Source organism: Methyloversatilis discipulorum, from assembly GCF_018780585.1.
In the GTDB taxonomy this organism is placed as follows: domain Bacteria; phylum Pseudomonadota; class Gammaproteobacteria; order Burkholderiales; family Rhodocyclaceae; genus Methyloversatilis; species Methyloversatilis discipulorum_B.
Window position 1 is genome coordinate 104,240 of record NZ_JADMJL010000017.1, and the last position, 19,756, is coordinate 123,995.

The window sequence follows — 19,756 nt, forward strand, 5'->3', positions numbered from 1 at the left end:
GTTCCGTCATGGCGTCAGCTGTCCTTTCCCGACGACGACGATGCCGCGTTCGCTGACGTGGAAGCGAGCGCGGTCCTCCGCCTCGTCGAAGCCGATGCGCATGCCGGGCGGCACGAAGTTGTTCTGATCGATGATGGCGCGCCGTATCTTCGCGCCGCGTCCGATCACGGTGCGGTCCATCACGATGGAATCGGACACCTCGGCGTCCTCCTCCACCACCACGTCCCGGCGCAGCATCGAGCGCTGGATGACGGCACGGCGGATCAGCACACCGGCGGCGATCGACGCCGTGCGCAAGTGGCCGTCGAGCACCTGAGCCGCCTCCGTCTGATCGGGCGCGGCGAAGATGGGCCAGCGCGAATTGAACATGCAGAAGCGCGGGTCCTCGCCCAGCGTGTCGAAGTGCGCGTCGTAGTAGGCGTCGATGGTGCCGACGTCGCGCCAGTAGCCGACCTCCTCGCAGTCGCGCAGTCCGGGCACCACATTGGTCGAGAAGTCGTAGGCCATCAGCCGGTGCGTTTCCGCCATCGCCGGCAGCAGGTTCTTGCCGAAGTCGTGACCCCCCTTCGAATGGGCGCGCGTCAGCGCCTCGACCAGCGCCTCGGTATTGAAGATGTAGTTGCCCATCGACGCGAAGGCATAGCCCTTGCGCCCCGGCATCGACTCGGCCGTCGCCGGCTTTTCCTGGAAGTCGCGGATGCGGCCAGTGGAATCGGTGCGGATGATGCCGAAGGAAGCCGAGTTCTCGACCGGTACCGGCAAGGCGGCGACGGTCGCATCGGCGCCGGTTTCAAGGTGATGGCGCGCCATCTGGCGGATGTCCATCCGGTAGATGTGGTCGGCCCCGAACACCAGCACCAGATCGGGCCGCACGCGATCGAGCAGGTGCAGGTTCTGGTAGACCGAATCGGCCGTGCCCTGGAACCACTCCGGCCCGTGCAGCATCTGCGGTGGCACGACGGTGATGAACTGGTTCGGGAACAGCGGACTCATGACCCACGTTCGCCGGATGTGCTCGATCAGCGACTGCGACTTGTACTGCACCAGCAGATAGATCGAGTTGATGCCCGAATTGACCAGGTTGGACAGCACGAAATCGACGATGCGGTGCCGTCCGTTGAAGGGGACCGAGGGCTTGGAGCGCTCGGCGGTCAATGGATGGAGACGGCCGCCTTCGCCGCCCGCCATCACGAATGCAAGAATGGATTTCCCGGAAATCATGATTCACCTCCACGTGAGTCCGCATCCGCGACCGGGCGATCGGATTGCGCACTTTTCGGCGGAACACGCGCCAGATGGCGTGCCTCGCCGGACTGCACGCGCCGGTCGCCGGGCGGCGACGAACGCACCGCACGGCGGGCCGGCGTGCTGGCCAGCATCCGGCGCAGCGCTGCTTCGCTGCGCGACAACCCGTCTTCGGGCTCGTCGGACGCGTAGTCCTCGAGCACGATGCCGGACAGATAAAGATCGAAGATGACGGGGCAGATGTAGCTCGCCCGGGTGACCGGCGCCGTGTTGCCCAGGCTGGCGGCGACGGAGCGCACGCAGCGCAGCAGCACGCGCGGTGCCGACTGGGCGTCCTCCAGCGGCCCCTGGCGCGTCAGGAACTCGGCGGCCTTGAGCGTGCCGCCCCAGGTGCGGAAGTCCTTGCTGGAGAAGGGCCCTATCGTTTCGTGGATGTAGGCGTTCAGTTCCGCCGCCCGCACAGGTCGGCGCAGGCCACCTTCCTCGTACTGGAACAGCGCCTTGCCCGGCAGTTCGAGCAGGCGGCCGAGCACCGCAACGGCGCCGCGGTCGCGTACCACCTGTTCCTGGTGCACACCGTGCTTGCCGCGGTAGCGGAACACCGCCTGCGTGCCCTCGATGGCGACGTGGCGCTTGCACAGCGTGGTCAGGCCATAGCTGCGGTGCGCCCGCGTATAGCTCTCGTCGCCGACCCTGAAGTACACCGAGTGCAGCAGCCGCGTCATCAGCGCCAGCACCTTGCGCTGCGGCAGGCCGCTGCGCCGCAGGTCGGCGCCGGCTGTCGCCAGCATCTGCGGCAGGGCGTCAGCGAAGCGCGACAGGCGGCGCCACTTGCGCAGCGCATTGCGATGGACGAAGTCGGGGTGATAGCGGTACTGCAGCCGCCCGCGCGCGTCGCGCCCGAAGGCCTGCAGTTCCGCGTCCGGGTCCGGACTGACATAGACGTCGGTATAGGCGGGCGGAATCGCCAGCGCGGCGATGCGCGCCAGACCTTCGCGGTCGACATAGGGGCGTCCGGCCGTCGTCACGTAGACGAAGCCGTCGCCCCTGCGCAGCCGGCGCAGGTAGCGGTTCTGCAGCGTTGCGGTGCGGATGACGGCGTTCATGACACCGCCTCCGAGGCATCGACCCCGTCGAGCGCGCGTTGCAGCGCAGCGAGCATTTCCTCGCCGCCGGCGGTCAGGCCGGTGGCGAACAGCTGCAGCGAGCGCCCGGCGATGGGCACGCGACCGTTGTTACGCTCGACCGCGGCGACGTATCCGCTCGACGTGTCGATGAGGCGCCGCCACGGGTATTCGCTGTCGCCGTCGTCCAGCGTCCAGCCGACGACCTCGGGCGAGGCATTGACCACCAGCTCGATCAGCGTTTCGGTCGCCGGATCGGGTTCGTGCAGACGCAGCGCACGGCCGTCGACGCGCATGCCGAAGCAGCGCATCTGCGCGTCGTTCCAGTCGCCGGCCTGCATTTCCTCACCGTCCGAGCGAAGCCAGACGACGTCGCGGAAGGTGCTCTCCGGATCGCCGCCGGTGGCAAAGCGCGCCATGCGCAGCGCCGGCAGCGCGGCGCGCAGCTTCAGCAGGCGGCACACGAAGGCGCTGAGCTGCTCGCCCGCCGGATCGTCCAGCCCGGTCCAGTTGAGCCAGCTCAGTTCGTTGTCCTGACAGTAGGCGTTGTTGTTGCCCTGCTGGCTGCGCCCGAACTCGTCGCCGGCAAGCAGCATCGGCGTACCCTGCGACAGCAGCAGCGTAGCCAGCATGTTGCGCTTCTGCCGCTCGCGCAGCGTCAGCACGCGGCTGTCGTCGGTCGGTCCTTCGGCGCCGCAGTTCCACGACCGGTTGTCATCGTGGCCGTCGCGGTTGTCCTCGCCGTTGGCGTCGTTGCGCTTGTGGTTGTACGACACCAGGTCGTGAAGCGTGAAGCCGTCGTGCGCGGTGACGAAGTTGACGCTGGCCCACGGACGCCGCCCGCGCTGGTCGAAGCGATCGGCCGAGCCGGTCAGCCGCGTGGCGAGCGCGGCCGCCTGCATCTCGTCGCCGCGCCAGAACGAGCGAACCGTGTCACGGAAGGCGTCGTTCCACTCCGCCCAGCGCGGCGGAAAGTTGCCCGGCTGGTAGCCGCCGGGACCACAGTCCCACGGTTCCGCGATCAGCTTGATGTGCTGCAGCACCGGGTCCTGCGCCATCGCGTCGAAGAAGCCGCAGCCCTGGTCGAAGCCGCTGGCCTCGCGCCCGAGTATGGTCGCCAGATCGAAGCGGAAGCCGTCGACGCCCATCTGCACGACCCAGTAGCGCAGGCTGTCCATCACCATCTGCAGCACGCGCGGATGGCTCAGATTGAGCGTGTTGCCGGTACCGGTATCGTTGATGTAGTGGCGCCGGTTCTCCGGATTCAGGCGATACCAGCAGGCGTTGTCCAGCCCCTTGAAACTCAGTGTCGGGCCCATTTCGTTGCCCTCGGCCGTGTGGTTGTAGACGACGTCGAGAATCAGTTCGATGCCCGCCTCGTGCAGCCGCTCCGCCATCGCGCGGAACTCGCCGATGCCGCCGGCACCGAGGTAGCGCTGTTCCAGCGCGAAGAAGCCGAGCGTGTTGTAGCCCCAGTAGTTGCGCAGGCCGCGGTCGGTCAGCTGCGCGTCGTCGACGAAGGCATGCACCGGCAGCAGTTCGACCGCCGTCACGCCGAGCGACACCAGATGCGCGATCACCGCGTCGTGCGCCAGCCCGGCGAAGGTGCCGCGCAGGCGGCCGGGCACCTGCGGATGCTGGCGCGTCAAGCCGCGCACGTGGCATTCGTAGATGACGCTGCGGTCCCACGGAACGGCGGGTCGCGGCTGCGACAGCGGCGGCAGGTCGGCCACCACGCGCGCCTTCGGCATGTAGGACGCGCTGTCGCGCTTGTCCACGCCGAGCAGCGCGCCGCTCGGCGCCGCGTCGCCGGCGAACAGCACCGGCGACCAGCGCAGCTGGCCGACCCACTCGCGCGCATACGGATCGAGCAGGAGCTTGTGCGGATTGAAGCGGTGTCCTTCCTCGGGCTGCCACGGTCCATGGACGCGGTAGCCATAGACGAGGCCCGCCTTCGCGCCGGGCAGGAAGCCGTGCCACACCTCGTCGGTGAACTCGGGCAGTTCGCGCCGGGCCACCTCGATGCGGCCCGCCTCATCGAAGATGCACAGGTCGACGCGCGTCGCGTGCGCCGAGAAAACGGCGAAGTTGATGCCCTCTTCGGTCACCGTCGCACCCAGCGGATAGGGCTGCCCGGCCTCGAGCAGCGGAAAGCGGACAAGGTCGGCGCGGCTCATGCGCACCTCCGCACCGCGTCCGGCTGCGGCACCGCCGCGCAGACGAAGTCATGCACGAAACACAGCTTGTCGAGCACCGGCGACGCAGCGATGAAGGGGTAGGCGTCGCCGTGTCCGAGGCTGCGCCCCATGCTGTTCAGGAACTGCGACAGCGGCAGCCAGTGCTCGACCAGCACGTCGCGGAAGGGCCGCTCGTCGCTGCACGCGGCCGCCTCCACGCTGCCGCCGCCGGTTACCACGCCCGGTCGCAGCGAGAAACCCCAGTGCGCCGCGGTGTCGAGCGCGTCCGACACGTGCAGGTAATGGGCGAACGATTCGGCCCAGTCCTCCCAAGGGTGAACCGACGCGTAGGCGCTGATGTAGCGCTCGCTCCAGTCCGGCGCCGGCCCTTCGTCGTAGTGATCGCGCAGCGCCTCGGCATAGTCACGGCGCTCGTCGCCGAACAGCGCGCGGAAGTCGTTCAGGCGCGGTCCGCCCGACAGGATGCGGTCCCAGTAGTAGTGCCCGATCTCGTGGCGGAAATGACCGAGCAGCGTGCGGTAGGGCTCGCCCAGCCCGATCCGGCGCGCTTCACGGCAGGCGTCGTTGGCTTCCATCACGTCCACCGTGATGACGCCGTCGGCATAGCCGGTGGTCACCGCGCCGCCGATGTGCTTGCGCGACAGGAAGCGGAACAGCGGCTCGCGCCGCCCCGGCTGATCGAGCACCGGCAGCCCCAGACGCAGCAGCGAGTGGAACAGCCGACGCTTGGCCGCCTCCAGCCGACGCACCAGTTCGTCGCAGGCCGGGTCGGCGGTCGCCTCGGTGGCTTCGCTGTGCCGGCAGCTGAGGCAGAAATCGGCGTCTTCGTCGGCCGGAATCATCCAGTTGCAGCGCTGGCGCTCACTGTAGTTGCGGCAGGGCTTCCAGCGGCTGCCCTCCCCCGCCCCGCCGCCCTGGCGCACCCAGCGTCCGTCGGCACCCGCCTCGAAGGCGGCCATGTCCAGCTCCCCGGGCACGAAGCCCAGCATCACGCCGCAGCGCACGCAGGCGGTGTTCTCGAAGAACACCGGACTGCTGCATCGGCCGCACAGAAAGGTCCTCATGGCGCCGGTGCCTCCGAGTAAGCGTCCATGCGCGGCCGCGACGGACCGGCCGACGCATCGTCGTCGTTGCGCGCGCCGTCGAGCAGGCGCGTGCGGATCTGCGGCAGCCATTCGGGCGACACCTTCTGCAGATAGGCCACCATCTGCTCGCGCACCTTGCAGCGCAGATCCCACGCTGCGCCGGCGTTCTGCGTGCTCATGAGGCAGCGCAGCTGCATCGCGCGATCGGTCATGTCCGTCACCTGCAGCGCGCAGACCCGCCGATCCCATTCGGTCGAGGCATCGAGGATCTCGCGCAGCCGTTCGCGCAGCGGTTCGACCGGTACGCGGTAATCGACCCACAGATAGACCGCGCCGAGCAGATCGGAGGTGGTGCGCGTCCAGTTCTGGAAGGGGTTCAGGATGAAATGTTCGAGCGGCACCACCAGGCGCCGCTGGTCCCAGATGCGCACCACGACATAGGTGGCGGTGATTTCCTCGATGCGCCCCCACTCGTTCTCGACGATCACGACGTCATCGACACGGATGGGCTGGGTGAGCGCGATCTGCAGCCCGGCAATCAGGTTGCCGAGCACCGGCCGGGCGGCCAGGCCGGCGATGATGCCGGCCAGACCGGCCGACGCCAGCAGGCTTGCGCCGATCTGCCGCACGTTCGGAAAGGTCATCAGCACCGAGCCGACGCCGAGCAGGCCGACGATGAACATTGCCGTGCGGGCGAGCACCCGCACCTGGGTCTGCACACTGCGTGCGTGAAGATTGTCGGCGTCGGTCACCGGATGCCGGCTTTCAATCACGTCGGCAATCGCACTGATGAAGCGCACCGCGAACAGGGTGACCACCAGCACGATGGCGATCGACAGCAGATGACGCAGGCCGGTCAGCAGCCCGACCGGAATGGTCGCGTCGGCCAGCGACAGGTGGACGAACAGCAGCGGCAGCAGCAGTTGCGCCGGACCGCGCGTGCGCACGACAATGCGTTCGGCGATGTCATAGCGCGCGGCCAGCCGGCGCGCGATGCGGTCGATCACCGCATGCAGCGCGAGGCCGATCAGCACCGCCAGCCCGCACTGAACAAGCAGGCCGAGCCACGGGTGACCCAGCAGGAAGTCGCTTGCGACGTCCACTCAGCGGGTACCTCCATCGGTCGCCAGCCGCTCTTCGAGCTGGCGTGCCAGGCGCAGGTGCTCGCGCAGCTTGGGCGCCGTGTCGGCGGCGAAGCTGCGCAGTTCGGGAACCTGTCCCGACTTCGCCTGGCGTTCGAACAGGGCGATCGTGTCCTCGTGCGCGGCAGTGCCGAAATGGCGCAGGAAGGCGGCGTCGGCCTCGGCGCCGGTCAGCGTCTTCAGTTCCTCGATGTGCTCGCGCGAGGCCGGCGCCATGCCCTGCGGCAGCGGGATGCCATGGGCACCGGCGATGCGTTCGAGCTCGGTATTGGCCGCCGTGTGTTCCTTGTCCAGCATCTCGGCGAAGGCGCGCACCTGCGGATCGGCGGCCCGCCCCGCCATCAGCCGTCCGGCTTCCGCCTCGGCACGCCCGCCAGCCGCCGCCGCCGTGACGAAGCTGTTGTCCTCCGGACTTGGCGCAGCGGTCTGCGCCGCACTCGACGGCGGCGGCGACGCGTCGCTGCCCGGGCCGAGGCCGGTCGGCGGAGCGTTGCCCTCAGCGCGCGATGTGTCGGCCGGCGCCGACGCCGGCGGCTCGGGCGTGCGTTCGCACGCAGTCAGTACGCCGGCGAGTGCGATCGCGGCAATCAATGTCGTCGTGCGGACATTCGTTGTGGATGCAGGGGTGTTCATCGGTACCTCCTTCGGAACGGTGGCGGCGCGGCCCGGGCCGACCACGGGAATGGATGCGGCGGCGTAGCGCGTGACGGCTGCCGGCCCCCCTATCTGCAGTTTCCGTGCCCGCCTTGCCCGGGGGCCCCCAAACCGATGCCGGAACAGCGATCGCCACCGTGGTACGGACCTTTCTGCAGCGCGGAAGCGCGCATCGCGGCCGCCGCCCGCGGGGTGCGCTGCGAAGGCGTCGGGACGCCACATCGGCCTCGCCCGGCATGCAAAACGCACGCAATTCTTACTGTCCGGATGTAAATACTTCCGGCCTCGCCCACGCCGTCCGACGCGGATCGCCCATGCAGCCGTAATTCTGTCGATGGCATATCTCTTGCAGGTAGGTGTCCTGATCCAACGGCCCGCCACCGAGCACAACGACACCCGAAACCGAAAGGACACCGAATGAGCCTCGGCATGGAACTCAGACTCCGGCAGCACATCGCCATCACGCCGCAGCTGCAGCAGGCGCTTCGCCTGCTGCAGCTGTCATCGCTGGAATTCACGCAGGAAGTCGAACAGGCTCTTGGCAGCAACCCCTTTCTCGAAGAGGACACCGCAGCACCGACCGTGACCGGCGCCGTACCGAACGCCTCCGCCACGCCGGACGACGGGCCGGACAACGCGCCTGCCGCCGACCGGCGCGACGACGCCGAGGAACCGGCGGTCCAGTTCGACGCCGCGTACGGCAGCACCACGGCCGGTTCGCGCGACGACGACGAAACCGACTGGACGGAATGGGCGGAAGCGCCGACCGGGCTGCGCGATCATCTGCGGGCGCAGCTGCAGCTGTCGTCGATGAGCGATCGCGACCGCGCGCTCGCCGATCTGATCATCGACGAGCTGACCGATGCCGGGTATCTCGAAACGCCGCTGGACGAACTGGCGGCGCTGATCGCGCCCGAGCACGAGGTCGCGCCGCAGGAACTGCTGGCCGCACTGCGCCTGGTGCAGCAGCTCGAACCGGTGGGCATCGGCGCACGATCACTGCGCGAATGCCTGCTGCTGCAACTGAACGCGCTATCCGAGGAAGCCCAGGGGCGCGCCGACGCGCTGCTGCTCGTGCGCGACCACTTCGATCTGCTGGCGGCGCGCGAATTCACGCGCATCCAGCAGCAGCTGGACTGGAACGAAAGCCGGCTGCACGGCGCCCGCATGCTCATCCGCACGCTGGATCCGCGGCCCGGCCGCAGCTTCGGTCCGGACGAAACCCGCTACATCGTGCCGGACGTCATCGTCACCTGCCGTCGCGGTCGCTGGCAGGCGACGCTGAACCCGGCGGTACAGCCGCGACTGCGCATCAACCGCGCCTACGCCGAACTGGCCGGCGGACGCGAGCCGGGCGAGCGCTCGTTCTCGCGCCTGCTGCAGGAAGCGCGCTGGCTGATGCGCAACGTCGAACAGCGCTTCTCGACGATACAGCGGGTCGCTTCGGCCATCGTCGAGCATCAGCGGGTGTTCTTCAGCTACGGCGACGCGGCGATGAAGCCGCTGGCGCTGAAGGACATCGCGGTGGAACTGGGTCTGCACGAGTCCACCGTCTGCCGCGTCACCAATGGCAAGTACATGGCGACGCCGCAGGGCCTGTTCGAGTTCAAGCATTTCTTCTCGCGCCAGCTGTCGGCGGACGACGGCGGCGCCTATTCGCCGACCGCCATCCGCGCGCTGATCAGGGAACTGATCGCCGCCGAAGACCCGGCCGCGCCGCTGTCGGACGCCCGCCTCGCCCATCTGCTGTCCGGCCAGGGCCTGCAGCTTGCACGGCGTACGGTGACCAAGTACCGCGCACTGATGCGCATTCCGAGCGTGGAACTGCGGCGCGCCGCCCACGCGGCCGAGCATCCGCGGGCCGCCTGAGCGGCGCCGCCGTCCAACCTCAGCCACAGGAGAGACACCCATGACACAGATCATCGCTGCACACTTCAACTCGGTGGAACAGCTGCAGGCCGTCGTCGATACGCTGCCGGCGCGCGGCTTCGGCGCCGACGACTACGCCACCTACTTCCTGAACCCGCCCGGTCAGCGCGGGCTCTACTGGCTGGGCGGCGACGCCGTCAGCGACGAGGGCGCTTCCGGTGCCGGCCGCACCGCCGCCGTCGGCGCCCTGGTCGGCGGCGGCGCCGGCGTCGCGGCAGGCAGCGCCACCGGTTTTGCCATCGGCAGCGTAGGCGGCCCGGTCGGCGCGCTGGCAGGCGCCGGCGTCGGTGCCTACCTCGGCGCACTGGTCGGCGCGCTGCGCGGCATGCAGGCGCCGGACCCGGAAGAAGCCTCGGTTGAACATCCGGCCGAACCGCAGGGCGGACCGATGATTGCGCTCAATGTGGACCGGCCTGGCGCGGCGGACGAAGCGATCGCGCTGCTGCACGAAGGGGGCGCACGCGAGGTGCACCGCACCGAAGGCCGCTGGGCCGACGGCGAGTGGGTGGACTTCGACCCGCGGGAGCCGATCGAGCACGTGCAGCCGGGCCAGACGTGAGCAGCGCGTGCGCCGGAATGACTCCGCTGCACGTCTGTGACCTCACCATGCTGTACGCCAGTCACAGCGGCGGCGTGCGTCGCTATCTGGGCGAGAAGCGGCGCTGGCTGCGGACGCAGCAGCAGTTCCGCCACACGCTCGTGCTGCCGCGCTACGCGCAAGGGCCGGCGGCGCGGCAGGCGGACGGGCTGATCGAGGTGCCCAGCCTGCCGCTGCCGTTCTCGCGCGGCTACCGCGTGCCGCTGAATACGCGCGCCGCCTTCGGTGCACTGAAAGCGTTGCGACCGCACCTGATCGAGGCCGCCGACCCTTACCACTTCGCGTGGGCGGCCGTCGACGCCGGGCAGGCGCTGGGGGTACCGGTGATCGGCTTCTGTCATTCCGACCTGCCGCGCATGCTCGGGCGGCTGGCCGGCGCCGGGGTCGAACGTGCTGCCGAAGCCTATGTGCGCCGGCTGTACGCGCGCTTCGATCTGGTGCTCGCACCGAGCCGCTGCATGACCGAGCGGCTCGGCGGCATGGGCGTGCAGCATGTGCAGCACCAGCCGCTGGGTGTGGACAGCCGCGCCTTCCACCCCTGCCGCGCTCACCAGGGCCTGCGCCGTGCGCTGGGCCTGGCCGAGGATGACCGCCTGCTCGTCTATTTCGGCCGCTTCGGTCCGGAAAAGAACCTGCCGGTGCTCTACCGCATGCTCGATCTGCTCGGCGACGGTCACGTGCTGCTGCTGATCGGCGACGGCATGCCGCCACACCATCGGGCGGTGCGCGCGCTGCCCTTTCAGTCGGACCCGCGCAAGCTCGCCGCGCTGGTTGCGGCCTGCGACGTTTTCGTCCACGCCGGCGACCAGGAGACCTTCGGTCTGGCGACGCTGGAGGCGATGGCCTGCGGCGTGCCGGCGGTGGTCGCCGGCACCGGCGGACAGGCGGAACTGGTCGACGACGCGGTGGGCGCACGCACCGATGCCGGCAGTCCGCAGCGCGGAACCGAGCGCTTCGCCGCAGCGATGGCCGAGGGCGTGCGGGCGGTGCTCGCGCGCGATCGCGTGGCGCTGGGCAAGGCGGCGCGCCTGCGCGCCGAGCGCCACGACTGGTGCTACGTGCTGCCTACGCTCGGCCGCACCTACTACACCGCCTGCCGCGGAGCCGATCACCATGCCTAGCCGATCAGCCATCATGCTGCCCGACCTGTCGCCGCCGGTACTTTGCGTCTCCATCCACGACGTCGCGCCGTCGACCTGGCCGCAATGCGAGCGACTGCTCGAGGCCGTCGCCGAGGTCGCTCCGCTGCACGTGAGCCTGCTGCTGGTGCCCGACTACCACGGCCAGGGCGACGACACGCCGCCTGCCTATCGCGACGCCATCGAGTCCTGCCGCGCGGGCGGGCACGAACTGGTGCTGCACGGCCACGTGCATCTCGACGAAGGTCCGCCGCCGCGCAATCCGCTGGACTGGTGGCGCCGGCGGGTGCTCACCGCCGACGAAGGCGAGTTCGCCACGCTGAGCGCGGCGCCCGCGCACGCCCGCCTGATGGCGGGCCGGCAGTGGTTCGAGCAGCGCAACTGGCCGGTGGAAGGATTCGTCGCGCCGGCCTGGCTGCTCGGACCCGGCGCCTGGCGTGCGCTCCGCGTGACGCCTTTCCGCTATACGACCACCGCGACGCACTTCCACCTGTTGCAGCCCGACCTTGCCATCCGCATGCCGGTGATCACCTACAGCACGCGCAGTGCACTGCGCCGGACTGCGTCGCTGGTCTGGCAGGGCCAGCGCCGGCTGCCGGCGGCCGACCCGGTACAGCTCGCGCTGCATCCGGCAGACGCGCAGTATCCGGCCGTGCTCGGTCAGGCACAGCGTCTGCTCGAGACGCTGATTCGCAGCCGGCTCGCGATGACGCTGAAGGATTACGCCCGCACGCTCGAACAGCTGCTCGGACCGCTGCAGGCGGCGCGCCCGCGCTCGGCACCCGCGCTGCGGACAGCAGAAGGCAGGACGGCAACCCGACGGCGTTGATCAGCCGGGCAGCAGCCACCGCGACACGACAGCCACTGCGGCGCCGATCACCGCACCCGCCACGACGTCGCTCGGGTAATGCAGCCCGAGCATGACGCGCACCAGTGCTGTCAGCACAGCGAATGCGAGCAGCCCGAGCCCGAGCGCCGGCAGGTGGTGCAGCGCGACCAGCGCGAATGACGTGGCGTGCAGCGTATGCCCGGACGGGAAACTGAACTCGTCGAGCGGCGGCATGCACAGATGCAGACCGTGCAGCGACACGCAGGGCCGGCGACGCGCCGTGCGCCGCTTGAGCAGGCCGTAGATCAGCAGACCCGCCGCACCGACGGCAAGCAGGTGCAGCGCGCAGCGCATTCCGGCGCCGCCCGGCATCACTGCGAGCAGTGCGATCAGCAGCAGCCAGGCCTCGCCATCGCCGAGCCGGCTGATCGCCCGCGCGGCGATCAGGCAGGGTCGGTGGTCGAGCAGCCGGTTGAGCCGTTGCACACAGCTGGCATCGAAGGCCGCGACCGGGTGCGGCCGCTCAATGGGCGGCCGCGACACCGAGCGCGGCTTTCGGTTGCGCGGCGCAGGCATGCAAGTGCGCCTCGAAACGGTTGAGCACCACCGGCCAGGTCAGGCCCTCCGCCGTTTCGCGCGCAGCGCGGCCGAGATGACGGCGGCGATCCGGTTGCCGGGCCAGCCGGCGGGCGGCGTGGATGAAGGCCGCGGCGGCGCGCAGTTCGTCGCCCTCGCAGGCGGGCACGAGGAGACAGGCGTCCACGCCGTCCGTCATGTGCTCGCGCGCGGCGGCCAGATCGAAAGCGACGATGGCCAGACCGCTGGCCATCGCCTCCAGCAGCACGTTGCCGAAGGTTTCGCTGACGCTGGGGAATAGGAAGATGTCGGCCGACGCGTAGTGCGCCGCGAGTTCACTTCCGTGCAGCACACCGGTAAAAATTTCACCGGGCCGACCGTCGTCCAGGCGCCGCCGCGCCGGCCCGTCGCCGACCCACACGAGGCGTGCGTCCGGCTGCTCAGCACGGATGGCGTCGAAGGCGGCGCGCACCAGTTCGAGATTCTTTTCCGGGGCCAGCCGGCCGACGTACAGAAAGACCGGATCGTGCGGCTTCGCCCCCCAGCCGGTGCGCAGCTCCAGGCTGCGCATCTGCGGGTTGAACAGCCGGGTATCGACGCCCCGCCCCACGCGGACCAGGCGGCGGTAGCCCTGCCGCTTCATCTGCATTTCAAGCGCGGCGGTCGGCACGAAGGTCAGATCGGTGCGATTGTGGAAGGCGCGCAGCGCCGCCCGCACCGGAGCCGACAGCATGCCCAGGCCGTAATGGTTGCTGTAGGTGTCGAAATGCGTGCGGTAATCGCTGGTGACCGGCACGCCGAGCTGGCGGGCGGCCAGCAGGGCCGACCAGCCGAGCGGCCCTTCGGTCACGATGTGCACGACGTCCGGCCTGTCCTCCCGCCACGCCCGCAACAGCCGGCGCCAGGCCGGCAGTCCGAAGCGCAGCCCGGGATAGCGCGGCAGCGGCAGGCCGCGCACCAGCAGGTCGCCCTCGTTGGCGGCTTCGTCCTGCTGCCGCGGGCGGACCAGGCGAACCCGGTGGCGTGCACTGCGCAGATGCCGCACGACGCGGGTGATCGACAGCGCGACGCCATTGACCTCCGGCGGATAGGTATCGGTGACGATCACGATCTCCAGGTTCTTCTTCATCGCGGAGCCCCGCACAGGTTAGGCGAACGTTCAGCGCGTGCAATCGGCGTTCCCGGGGCGCAGCCCCCTCAGGCCGCCCCGGCATGTCGATTGCTGAGGCTGGGCGACTCCACTCCATCGTCAGCCGTGAACGCCGAGCGCCCCTTCCTCACCACCCCGCCGCGCCCGCACGACGACGTGCCGCCGGACAAGGTCCCGCCGACGCCGGCCGGCCATGACAGCGTCTGCGTGCCCGGTCGCAACTGTTTCGCGCGTGGCCGCGCCGACCGCCTGGCGCTGCTGATCGACGGCGAAGCCTATTTCCGCACCTTCATGCAGGCGGCCGAACGGGCGCAGCGTTCGATCACCATCCTCGCTTGGGACTTCGACAGCCGCACCCGGCTGCATTTCGACCCCGCGGCACCGGGCGCGCCGCCAGCGCGGCTGGGCGAGTTCCTGAACTGGCTGGCGCGGCGGCGGCATCGTCTGATGGTGCGCATCCTCGACTGGGACTATCCGATGGTGTTCGGCACGGACCGCGAACTGCCGCCCCGTCTCGGCCTCGGCTGGAAGCCGCACCGGCGCGTGCACTTCTGCTACGACAACACGCACCCGGTCAGCGCCTCACACCACCAGAAGATCGTCGTCATCGACGACACGCTCGCCTTCGTCGGCGGCTTCGATCTCACCGTCCGCCGCTGGGACACACCCGCCCACCGTCCGGACGACAGCCGCCGCGAATGCGCCGACAAGGCCTATCCGCCCTTTCACGACCTGATGCTGATGTTCGACGGCGAGGCCGCGCGCGCGATCGGCGAGGTGGCCCGCGAGCGCTGGCTGGCCGCCACCGGCCATCGCATCCCCGAAGCGAAGGACGCCGGCGATCCGTGGCCGGACAGCGTGCGGCCCGAATTGACCGGCATCGACGTGGCGCTGGCGCGCACCTTGCCGCCGCAGGCGGACGCACCGCCGGTCAACGAGGTCGAGCAGCTCTTCCTCGACATGATCGCCAGCGCGCGCGAACGCATCTACATCGAAAGCCAGTACTTCACCGCAGGCAGTGTCGGCGAAGCGCTGGCGGCGCGGCTGGCCGAGCCGGACGGGCCGGAAGTGATCGTGGTGGTCCGCCTGTTCAGCCACGGCTGGCTGGAGGAACACACGATGCATGTGCTGCGCACGCGCCTGGTCGAGCGCCTGAGCGCCGCCGACCGGCACGGCCGCTTCCGCATCCTCTATCCGCACATCGACGGGCTGGCCGACAAGGTATGCATAGACCTGCATTCCAAGCTGATGATCGTCGACGACGACATGCTGCGCGTCGGCTCGGCCAATCTGAGCAACCGCTCGATGGGCATGGACAGCGAATGCGACGCGGTGATCGAGGCGGGCGGCGACGCGCGGGTGCAGGCCTACATCCGCGACGTACGCCATCGCCTGCTGGCCGAACACCTCGACGTCGAGGTCGCGGCGGTCGTCGCTGCGTTCGAAACGCACGGCCCGCTCGGCCCGGCCATCGAGGCGCTGTCGGGTGGGACGCGCACGCTGCTGCCGCTGAACCGCCAGCCCGACTGGCCGGAGGCCGTGATCGAACTGGCTCGCGTCGGCGACCCGCAGCAGCCGATCACGCTCGACGGGCTGGTAGAAGCCTTCAGTCCCGAGCTGCAGCTGGGCACGCCGGCCACATCGGACGATGAGGGCGAGGCCACGCCTTCGCGGCCGCCCGCCAGCGGACGGCGTCGCTGGTCGCGCGCCGCCATCGCGCGGGTGGCGCTGCCTGGCGCCGTCATGCTGCTGTTGCTCGGTCTGGCACTGGTGTGGCGCTACACGCCGCTGACCGAGGTCGCCGATGCCGAACGGGTGACCGGCTGGGCGCGCGCGATGGCCGACAGCAGCTGGGCGCCCATGCTCATCCTGCTGGCCTACACGCCAGCCTGTCTGCTGATGTTTCCGCGACCGCTGATCACGCTGGCGGCGGTGATCGCCTTCGGCCCGGAAAAGGGCTTCGTGTTCGCGCTGTCCGGCATCCTGATCGCCGCCTTCGCGACCTATGCGGTCGGCCTGCTGCTGCCCGAGGCAACGGTGCACCGCATTGCCGGCCCTCGCCTGCCACGCATCGCCGAAACGCTGCGCCGGCGCGGCCTGCTGGCCATCACGGCGCTGCGGCTGGTGCCGATCGCCCCGTTCGCCATCGAAGGCGTGGTGGCGGCCGCCATCGGCATACGGCTGGCGCCCTTCCTGCTCGGCACGCTGTTCGGCATGTTGCCGGGAACGCTGGCCACCACCGTGTTCGGCGACCAGCTGGAAGCCGCGCTCGACGACCCGGGCCGCCTCGACTATGGCCTGCTGCTGACCGCCGCAGTCGGCATCGTGCTGCTGTCGCTGTTCGTGCGCCGCTGGCTGGTCAAGGAACACCGCGACGGGGCCGGACAGGCGGCGGAGAGGAGCTGATGGCGACGCGCACCCCGGGCCTCGTCGACTGGCGCAATCTGGACAACACGCTCGGGCAGGACTGCCTGCGCATCGCGTCCTACAACATCCACCGTTGCGTCGGCCGCGACGGCCGCGCCGACCCCGCGCGCGTCGCCCAGGTCATCCTCGAACTGGGTTGCGACGCGGTGGGCCTGCAGGAAGTGGACAACCTCGCCGACGGCCATCACGAATCGATGCAGCTCGACTATCTGGCGCAAGCGACCGGCATGGCGGCGCACGCCGGCCACACCATCATCCGCCACGAAGGCAGTTTCGGAAACGCGCTGCTCACGCGCCGGCCGGTGCTGGCGGTGCAGCGCTACGACCTCAGCTACGGACGGCGCGAGGCACGCGGAGCGCTGGCCGTCGACCTCGCGGTCGAGGACGAATGCGTGCGCGTCATCGTCACCCACCTCGGGCTGCGCCCGGCCGAACGTCGCTACCAGGTCCGGCGCATGCTGCAGCTGCTGCACGACCTGCCGGCCGACCGCAAGGTGATCGTGCTCGGCGACATCAACGAGTGGCTGCCGCTCGGCCGGCCGCTGCGCTGGCTGCACGGCATGCTCGGCCACTCGCCGGCCGAGCGCTCGTTTCCGTCCGGCCTGCCGGTGTTCGCGCTGGACCGCGTGTGGGTGCGGCCGCGCCACACGCTGCTGGCCTTCTCGACGCACCGCTCGCCACTGGCGCGGGTGGCGTCCGACCATCTGCCGGTGAAAGCCATCGTCGCCGCCACCGCGCCGCCCGCCAGCGTAGTGCACGAGGGCTGATGCCGCTCGCGCCACCCGTCCCGCCACACGCCCGCAAGAAGGAGACTGCGATGCCCAAGAGAAACACACCCGAACTGCCGGCCACGCTGCGCCGCTCGCCACCCGAGGCGCAGCGCACCTGGGCGCACACGCTGGCCAGCGCCGAACGCACCTACGGCCCCGGCGAGCGCGCCCGCCGCACCGCCTTTGCCTCGCTCAAGCACCGCTTCGAGAAGGTCGGCGACCACTGGGAACCGAAGGACCACGCCGGCCCGTCCGACCCGCGCGCAGCCCACGGCAGCGGCGAGAGCTTCGGCGGCGTGGACCTGTACGGACACACCCGGCAGGAGCTCTATGAACGCGCGCGCGAACTGGGCGTGCGCGGCCGCTCGACGATGACCAAGGTCGAACTGGCGCGCGCCATTGCGACGCGCCAGCGCTGACACCGGAACGTCGCGTCAGACCTGCAGCGTCGGCGAGCCGTCGGGCTGGCGCGCGCTGCGCCGTTCGAGCGCCTCCTGGCATTCGACGCAGCGCACCGCCCCCGGCTGCAGGCGCAGGCGCTCGAACGGAATCGGCAGCTCGCAATCGACGCAGACGCCGGCCAGCCCGGCGTCGATGCGCTCGCGCGCGAGTTCGATGTCGCGCAGTGCGCGCACGTCGCGCAACACCGCCACGCTGTCGTTCTCGCGCAGCTGCCCGGCCTCGGCCACGTCCGCCGCGTCGCCCGCCGGGGCCTCGAGACCGGGCGGACGGGTATCGCGCAGGTTGGCGACGTGCGCATGGACGTCCGACTTCAGCGCACGTTCGCCCGCGTCGAGCATTTCTGCGAGAGCGGCCACCTGTTCCGGTCTCAATGGGGTCATGTTCGCGTCCTCGTGAAAATTGTAGGGGTGACCCGTCGGGGCCGCGGGGGTCACAGCAAGCGCGATGCCTTCACCGCAAGCGTGTGCCGCGGCGCACCGGGCGGAGGTTCTTGCAAGCGGCCTGCACATTTTTCAACGCCGGGCAGTGGCGGCAGCGCGCCGCAGCGGGCACCGCCGTTGCTGGGAAGGTCGTCCCCGACACTGCCGAAGGATCGCGGATGAACCGCCTGCCGTACGAAACACTTCCGCCGACCTCCCTGCTGGCCTCGCGTCGGCAGGCACAGCAGCACCACCGCATCCTCATCGTCGGCGGCGGTGCCGGCGGGCTGGAACTGGCGGCGCGTCTCGGGCGCACGGCAGGACGTCGCGGCGAAGCGGAAATCGTGCTGGTGGACGCGGCGGCCACTCATCTCTGGAAGCCGCTGCTGCACGAGATCGCGGCCGGTACGCGCTACCGCCAGCAGCACGAACTGGACTACCGGCAGCAGGCGCGGCTGCACGGCTTCCGGTTTCACCAGGGACGCCTGCAGTCGGTCGAGCGCGGCCCGCACCGCATCTGGCTGGCCGCGCTGTGCGACGACGAAGGCATGGAGATCGCGCCGCGCCGGTCGGTCGCCTACGACACGCTGGTGCTGGCCGTGGGCGGCACCGACAACGACTTCGGCACGCCCGGCGCGCGGCGCCACGCGCTGTCGCTGAATACCCCGGACGACGCGGAACATTTCCACCGTCGCCTGATGGCGCTGTGCGCGCGCGCCGATCTCGGCACCGGCCGGCCGGTACAGGTCGCCATCGTCGGTGGCGGCGCCACCGGCGTCGAACTGGCGGCCGAACTGTGCACCGCGGCCCCGGACATCGCCGCCTACGGTCTGCGCCTGCAGAAACTCGCGCAGCCGCTGCAGCTGACGCTGGTCGAAGCGGGTCCGCGCCTGCTCGCAACCTTGCCGGAGGCGGTGGCCGAGCGGGCGCAACAGGACCTGGAGCAACGCGGTGTCACGCTGCGCCTCGGTCAGCAGGTGGCCGAGGTGCGCCGCGACGCGCTGCTGCTGCGCGACGGCTCACGGATCGACGTCGACCTGGTGGTCTGGGCCGCCGGCGTGCAGGGCGCCGAAGTGCTGGCGCAGACCGACGGACTGGACCTCACGCCGCAGCGGCAGCTGAAAGTCGGACCGACTCTGCAGACCCTGCGCGACGACGACGTGTTCGCGCTCGGCGACTGCGCCAGCTGCCGCCCCGACCCGGACGCACCGCCGATGCCGCCGAAGGCGCAGGTGGCACACCAGCAGGCGGCGCTGCTCACCGAATCGCTGCAGCGACGGCTGCGCGGCGAGTCGCTGCCCGCCTTTCACTACCGCGAACGCGGCAATCTGGTGACGCTCGGACGCGATCGCGCGGTGGGCGCGCTGAACGCCGGCGGCGGCAGCGCCATATTCGGCGGCGCCGCTGCCCGCTTCGGCTACTGGCTGCTGCATCGCCGCCACCTCGCCGTTCTGCTCGGACCGCTGCGCACTGCGGCGCTCACGCTCGGCGAGTGCCTGACCCGACGCGCCCGACCGCGGATCAAGCTGCACTGACGCGGCAACCCGGGGGCACACCGCTTGCTGCCCCGTGTTCACCTGACTCGACGGGAGTGTCCAATGCCTGCCACGCGATCCGCTCCTTGCACGCTCTTCCTTCTGTGCGCTGCGCTGGCGTTCGGCGACGCGCCGCAGTCGGCGCCGCCGCCGACGGCCATCGCCAGCGACGCAGCCGCTGCGCCCGACATGCCCTGCCTGCGCGAAGGCGCAGTGGGCGCCACCGCGGGCGCCATCATCAGCGCCGACGCCGTATCGCCGAGCGACCCCGGCGGTGGTGTCGACGAAGCGCGCTCGCGCGAGGCGCCGGCTCATGCTCCGCAGTCGGTTCATGCATTGCGGATGATCGGCGTCTGCAGCGAGCTGCGGCCTGCCATGCAGGTCGGTACCGACCGTCGCATCCCGACCGACCGCGCACGGCGGCTGAACGCATGAGGGCGAAGCGGCTGCCCGGGCGGCGCCAGACACCGTCCC

General features: G+C 70.2%; 18 protein-coding genes. 9 read left to right on the top strand and 9 right to left on the bottom strand.

The window, feature by feature from the left end:
• Positions 1-6 precede the first annotated feature (6 nt).
• From IV112_RS08925 to IV112_RS08950, 6 genes are read right to left on the bottom strand one after another with little or no spacing between them, the layout of a single operon-like run.
• Positions 7-1,221: a glucose-1-phosphate adenylyltransferase gene (locus tag IV112_RS08925; RefSeq protein WP_304003032.1), complete on the bottom strand. Its 1,215-nt coding sequence runs from the start codon at positions 1,219-1,221 to the stop codon at positions 7-9.
• Complete coding sequence (locus tag IV112_RS08930) at positions 1,218-2,351, bottom strand: DNA topoisomerase IB (RefSeq protein ID WP_304003033.1); 1,134 nt, start codon at positions 2,349-2,351, stop codon at positions 1,218-1,220. Before IV112_RS08930 ends, IV112_RS08925 begins: the two co-directional genes overlap by 4 nt.
• A complete protein-coding gene (glgX, locus tag IV112_RS08935) occupies positions 2,348-4,546 on the bottom strand; it encodes a glycogen debranching protein GlgX (protein ID WP_304003035.1) in 2,199 nt (732 codons plus the stop codon). Before glgX ends, IV112_RS08930 begins: the two co-directional genes overlap by 4 nt.
• Positions 4,543-5,631, bottom strand: a complete 1,089-nt coding sequence (locus tag IV112_RS08940) for a zinc-binding metallopeptidase family protein (RefSeq protein ID WP_304003036.1) — start codon at positions 5,629-5,631, stop codon at positions 4,543-4,545. Before IV112_RS08940 ends, glgX begins: the two co-directional genes overlap by 4 nt.
• Positions 5,628-6,755: a mechanosensitive ion channel family protein gene (locus IV112_RS08945; protein ID WP_304003037.1), complete on the bottom strand. Its 1,128-nt coding sequence runs from the start codon at positions 6,753-6,755 to the stop codon at positions 5,628-5,630. Before IV112_RS08945 ends, IV112_RS08940 begins: the two co-directional genes overlap by 4 nt.
• On the bottom strand, positions 6,756-7,427 hold the full coding sequence (locus IV112_RS08950; RefSeq protein WP_304003038.1) for a DUF4142 domain-containing protein: 672 nt from the start codon (positions 7,425-7,427) through the stop codon (positions 6,756-6,758).
• Between the two features lie 450 nt (positions 7,428-7,877).
• Between IV112_RS08950 and IV112_RS08955 the strand changes: the two genes are divergently transcribed.
• From IV112_RS08955 to IV112_RS08970, 4 genes are read left to right on the top strand one after another with little or no spacing between them, the layout of a single operon-like run.
• Positions 7,878-9,317: an RNA polymerase factor sigma-54 gene (locus IV112_RS08955; protein ID WP_304003039.1), complete on the top strand. Its 1,440-nt coding sequence runs from the start codon at positions 7,878-7,880 to the stop codon at positions 9,315-9,317.
• A 40-nt stretch (positions 9,318-9,357) separates the two neighbouring features.
• Entirely contained in the window at positions 9,358-9,936 is a 579-nt protein-coding gene (locus IV112_RS08960) for a hypothetical protein (protein WP_304003040.1), read from the top strand.
• A gap of 17 nt (positions 9,937-9,953) precedes the next feature.
• Positions 9,954-11,096 (top strand): glycosyltransferase, encoded by a 1,143-nt coding sequence (locus IV112_RS08965; protein WP_304003041.1) that lies wholly within the window; start codon positions 9,954-9,956, stop codon positions 11,094-11,096.
• Positions 11,089-11,943 carry a polysaccharide deacetylase family protein gene (locus tag IV112_RS08970; protein WP_304003042.1) on the top strand — a complete coding sequence of 285 codons (855 nt, stop codon included), beginning with the start codon at positions 11,089-11,091 and terminating at the stop codon, positions 11,941-11,943. The genes IV112_RS08965 and IV112_RS08970 overlap by 8 nt, the downstream gene beginning before the upstream one ends.
• On the opposite strand, the gene IV112_RS08975 is transcribed toward IV112_RS08970, so the two are convergent.
• Both IV112_RS08975 and IV112_RS08980 read right to left on the bottom strand, forming a co-directional pair.
• A complete protein-coding gene (locus IV112_RS08975; RefSeq protein WP_304003043.1) occupies positions 11,944-12,519 on the bottom strand; it encodes a phosphatase PAP2 family protein in 576 nt (191 codons plus the stop codon).
• Complete coding sequence (locus IV112_RS08980) at positions 12,467-13,648, bottom strand: glycosyltransferase family 4 protein (RefSeq protein ID WP_304003044.1); 1,182 nt, start codon at positions 13,646-13,648, stop codon at positions 12,467-12,469. The genes IV112_RS08975 and IV112_RS08980 overlap by 53 nt, the downstream gene beginning before the upstream one ends.
• Before the next feature lie 126 nt (positions 13,649-13,774).
• On the opposite strand from IV112_RS08980, the gene IV112_RS08985 reads away from it, so the two are divergent.
• Genes IV112_RS08985 through IV112_RS08995 form a run of 3 tightly spaced genes read left to right on the top strand, consistent with a single transcriptional unit; the run spans position 13,775 to position 17,285 of the window.
• Entirely contained in the window at positions 13,775-16,075 is a 2,301-nt protein-coding gene (locus IV112_RS08985) for a VTT domain-containing protein (protein WP_304003045.1), read from the top strand.
• Positions 16,075-16,863, top strand: a complete 789-nt coding sequence (locus IV112_RS08990) for an endonuclease/exonuclease/phosphatase family protein (protein WP_304003046.1) — start codon at positions 16,075-16,077, stop codon at positions 16,861-16,863. The genes IV112_RS08985 and IV112_RS08990 overlap by 1 nt, the downstream gene beginning before the upstream one ends.
• 50 nt (positions 16,864-16,913) lie before the next feature.
• Positions 16,914-17,285, top strand: a complete 372-nt coding sequence (locus tag IV112_RS08995) for a ChaB family protein (RefSeq protein ID WP_304003047.1) — start codon at positions 16,914-16,916, stop codon at positions 17,283-17,285.
• 15 nt (positions 17,286-17,300) lie between these two features.
• On the opposite strand, the gene IV112_RS09000 is transcribed toward IV112_RS08995, so the two are convergent.
• Positions 17,301-17,708 (bottom strand): TraR/DksA family transcriptional regulator, encoded by a 408-nt coding sequence (locus IV112_RS09000; RefSeq protein WP_304003048.1) that lies wholly within the window; start codon positions 17,706-17,708, stop codon positions 17,301-17,303.
• 218 nt (positions 17,709-17,926) lie between these two features.
• Between IV112_RS09000 and IV112_RS09005 the strand changes: the two genes are divergently transcribed.
• Positions 17,927-19,282, top strand: coding sequence for an NAD(P)/FAD-dependent oxidoreductase (locus IV112_RS09005; protein WP_304003049.1), 1,356 nt, complete (start codon positions 17,927-17,929; stop codon positions 19,280-19,282).
• A gap of 63 nt (positions 19,283-19,345) precedes the next feature.
• Complete coding sequence (locus IV112_RS09010) at positions 19,346-19,717, top strand: hypothetical protein (protein WP_304003050.1); 372 nt, start codon at positions 19,346-19,348, stop codon at positions 19,715-19,717.
• The last annotated feature ends 39 nt before the right edge of the window (positions 19,718-19,756 follow it).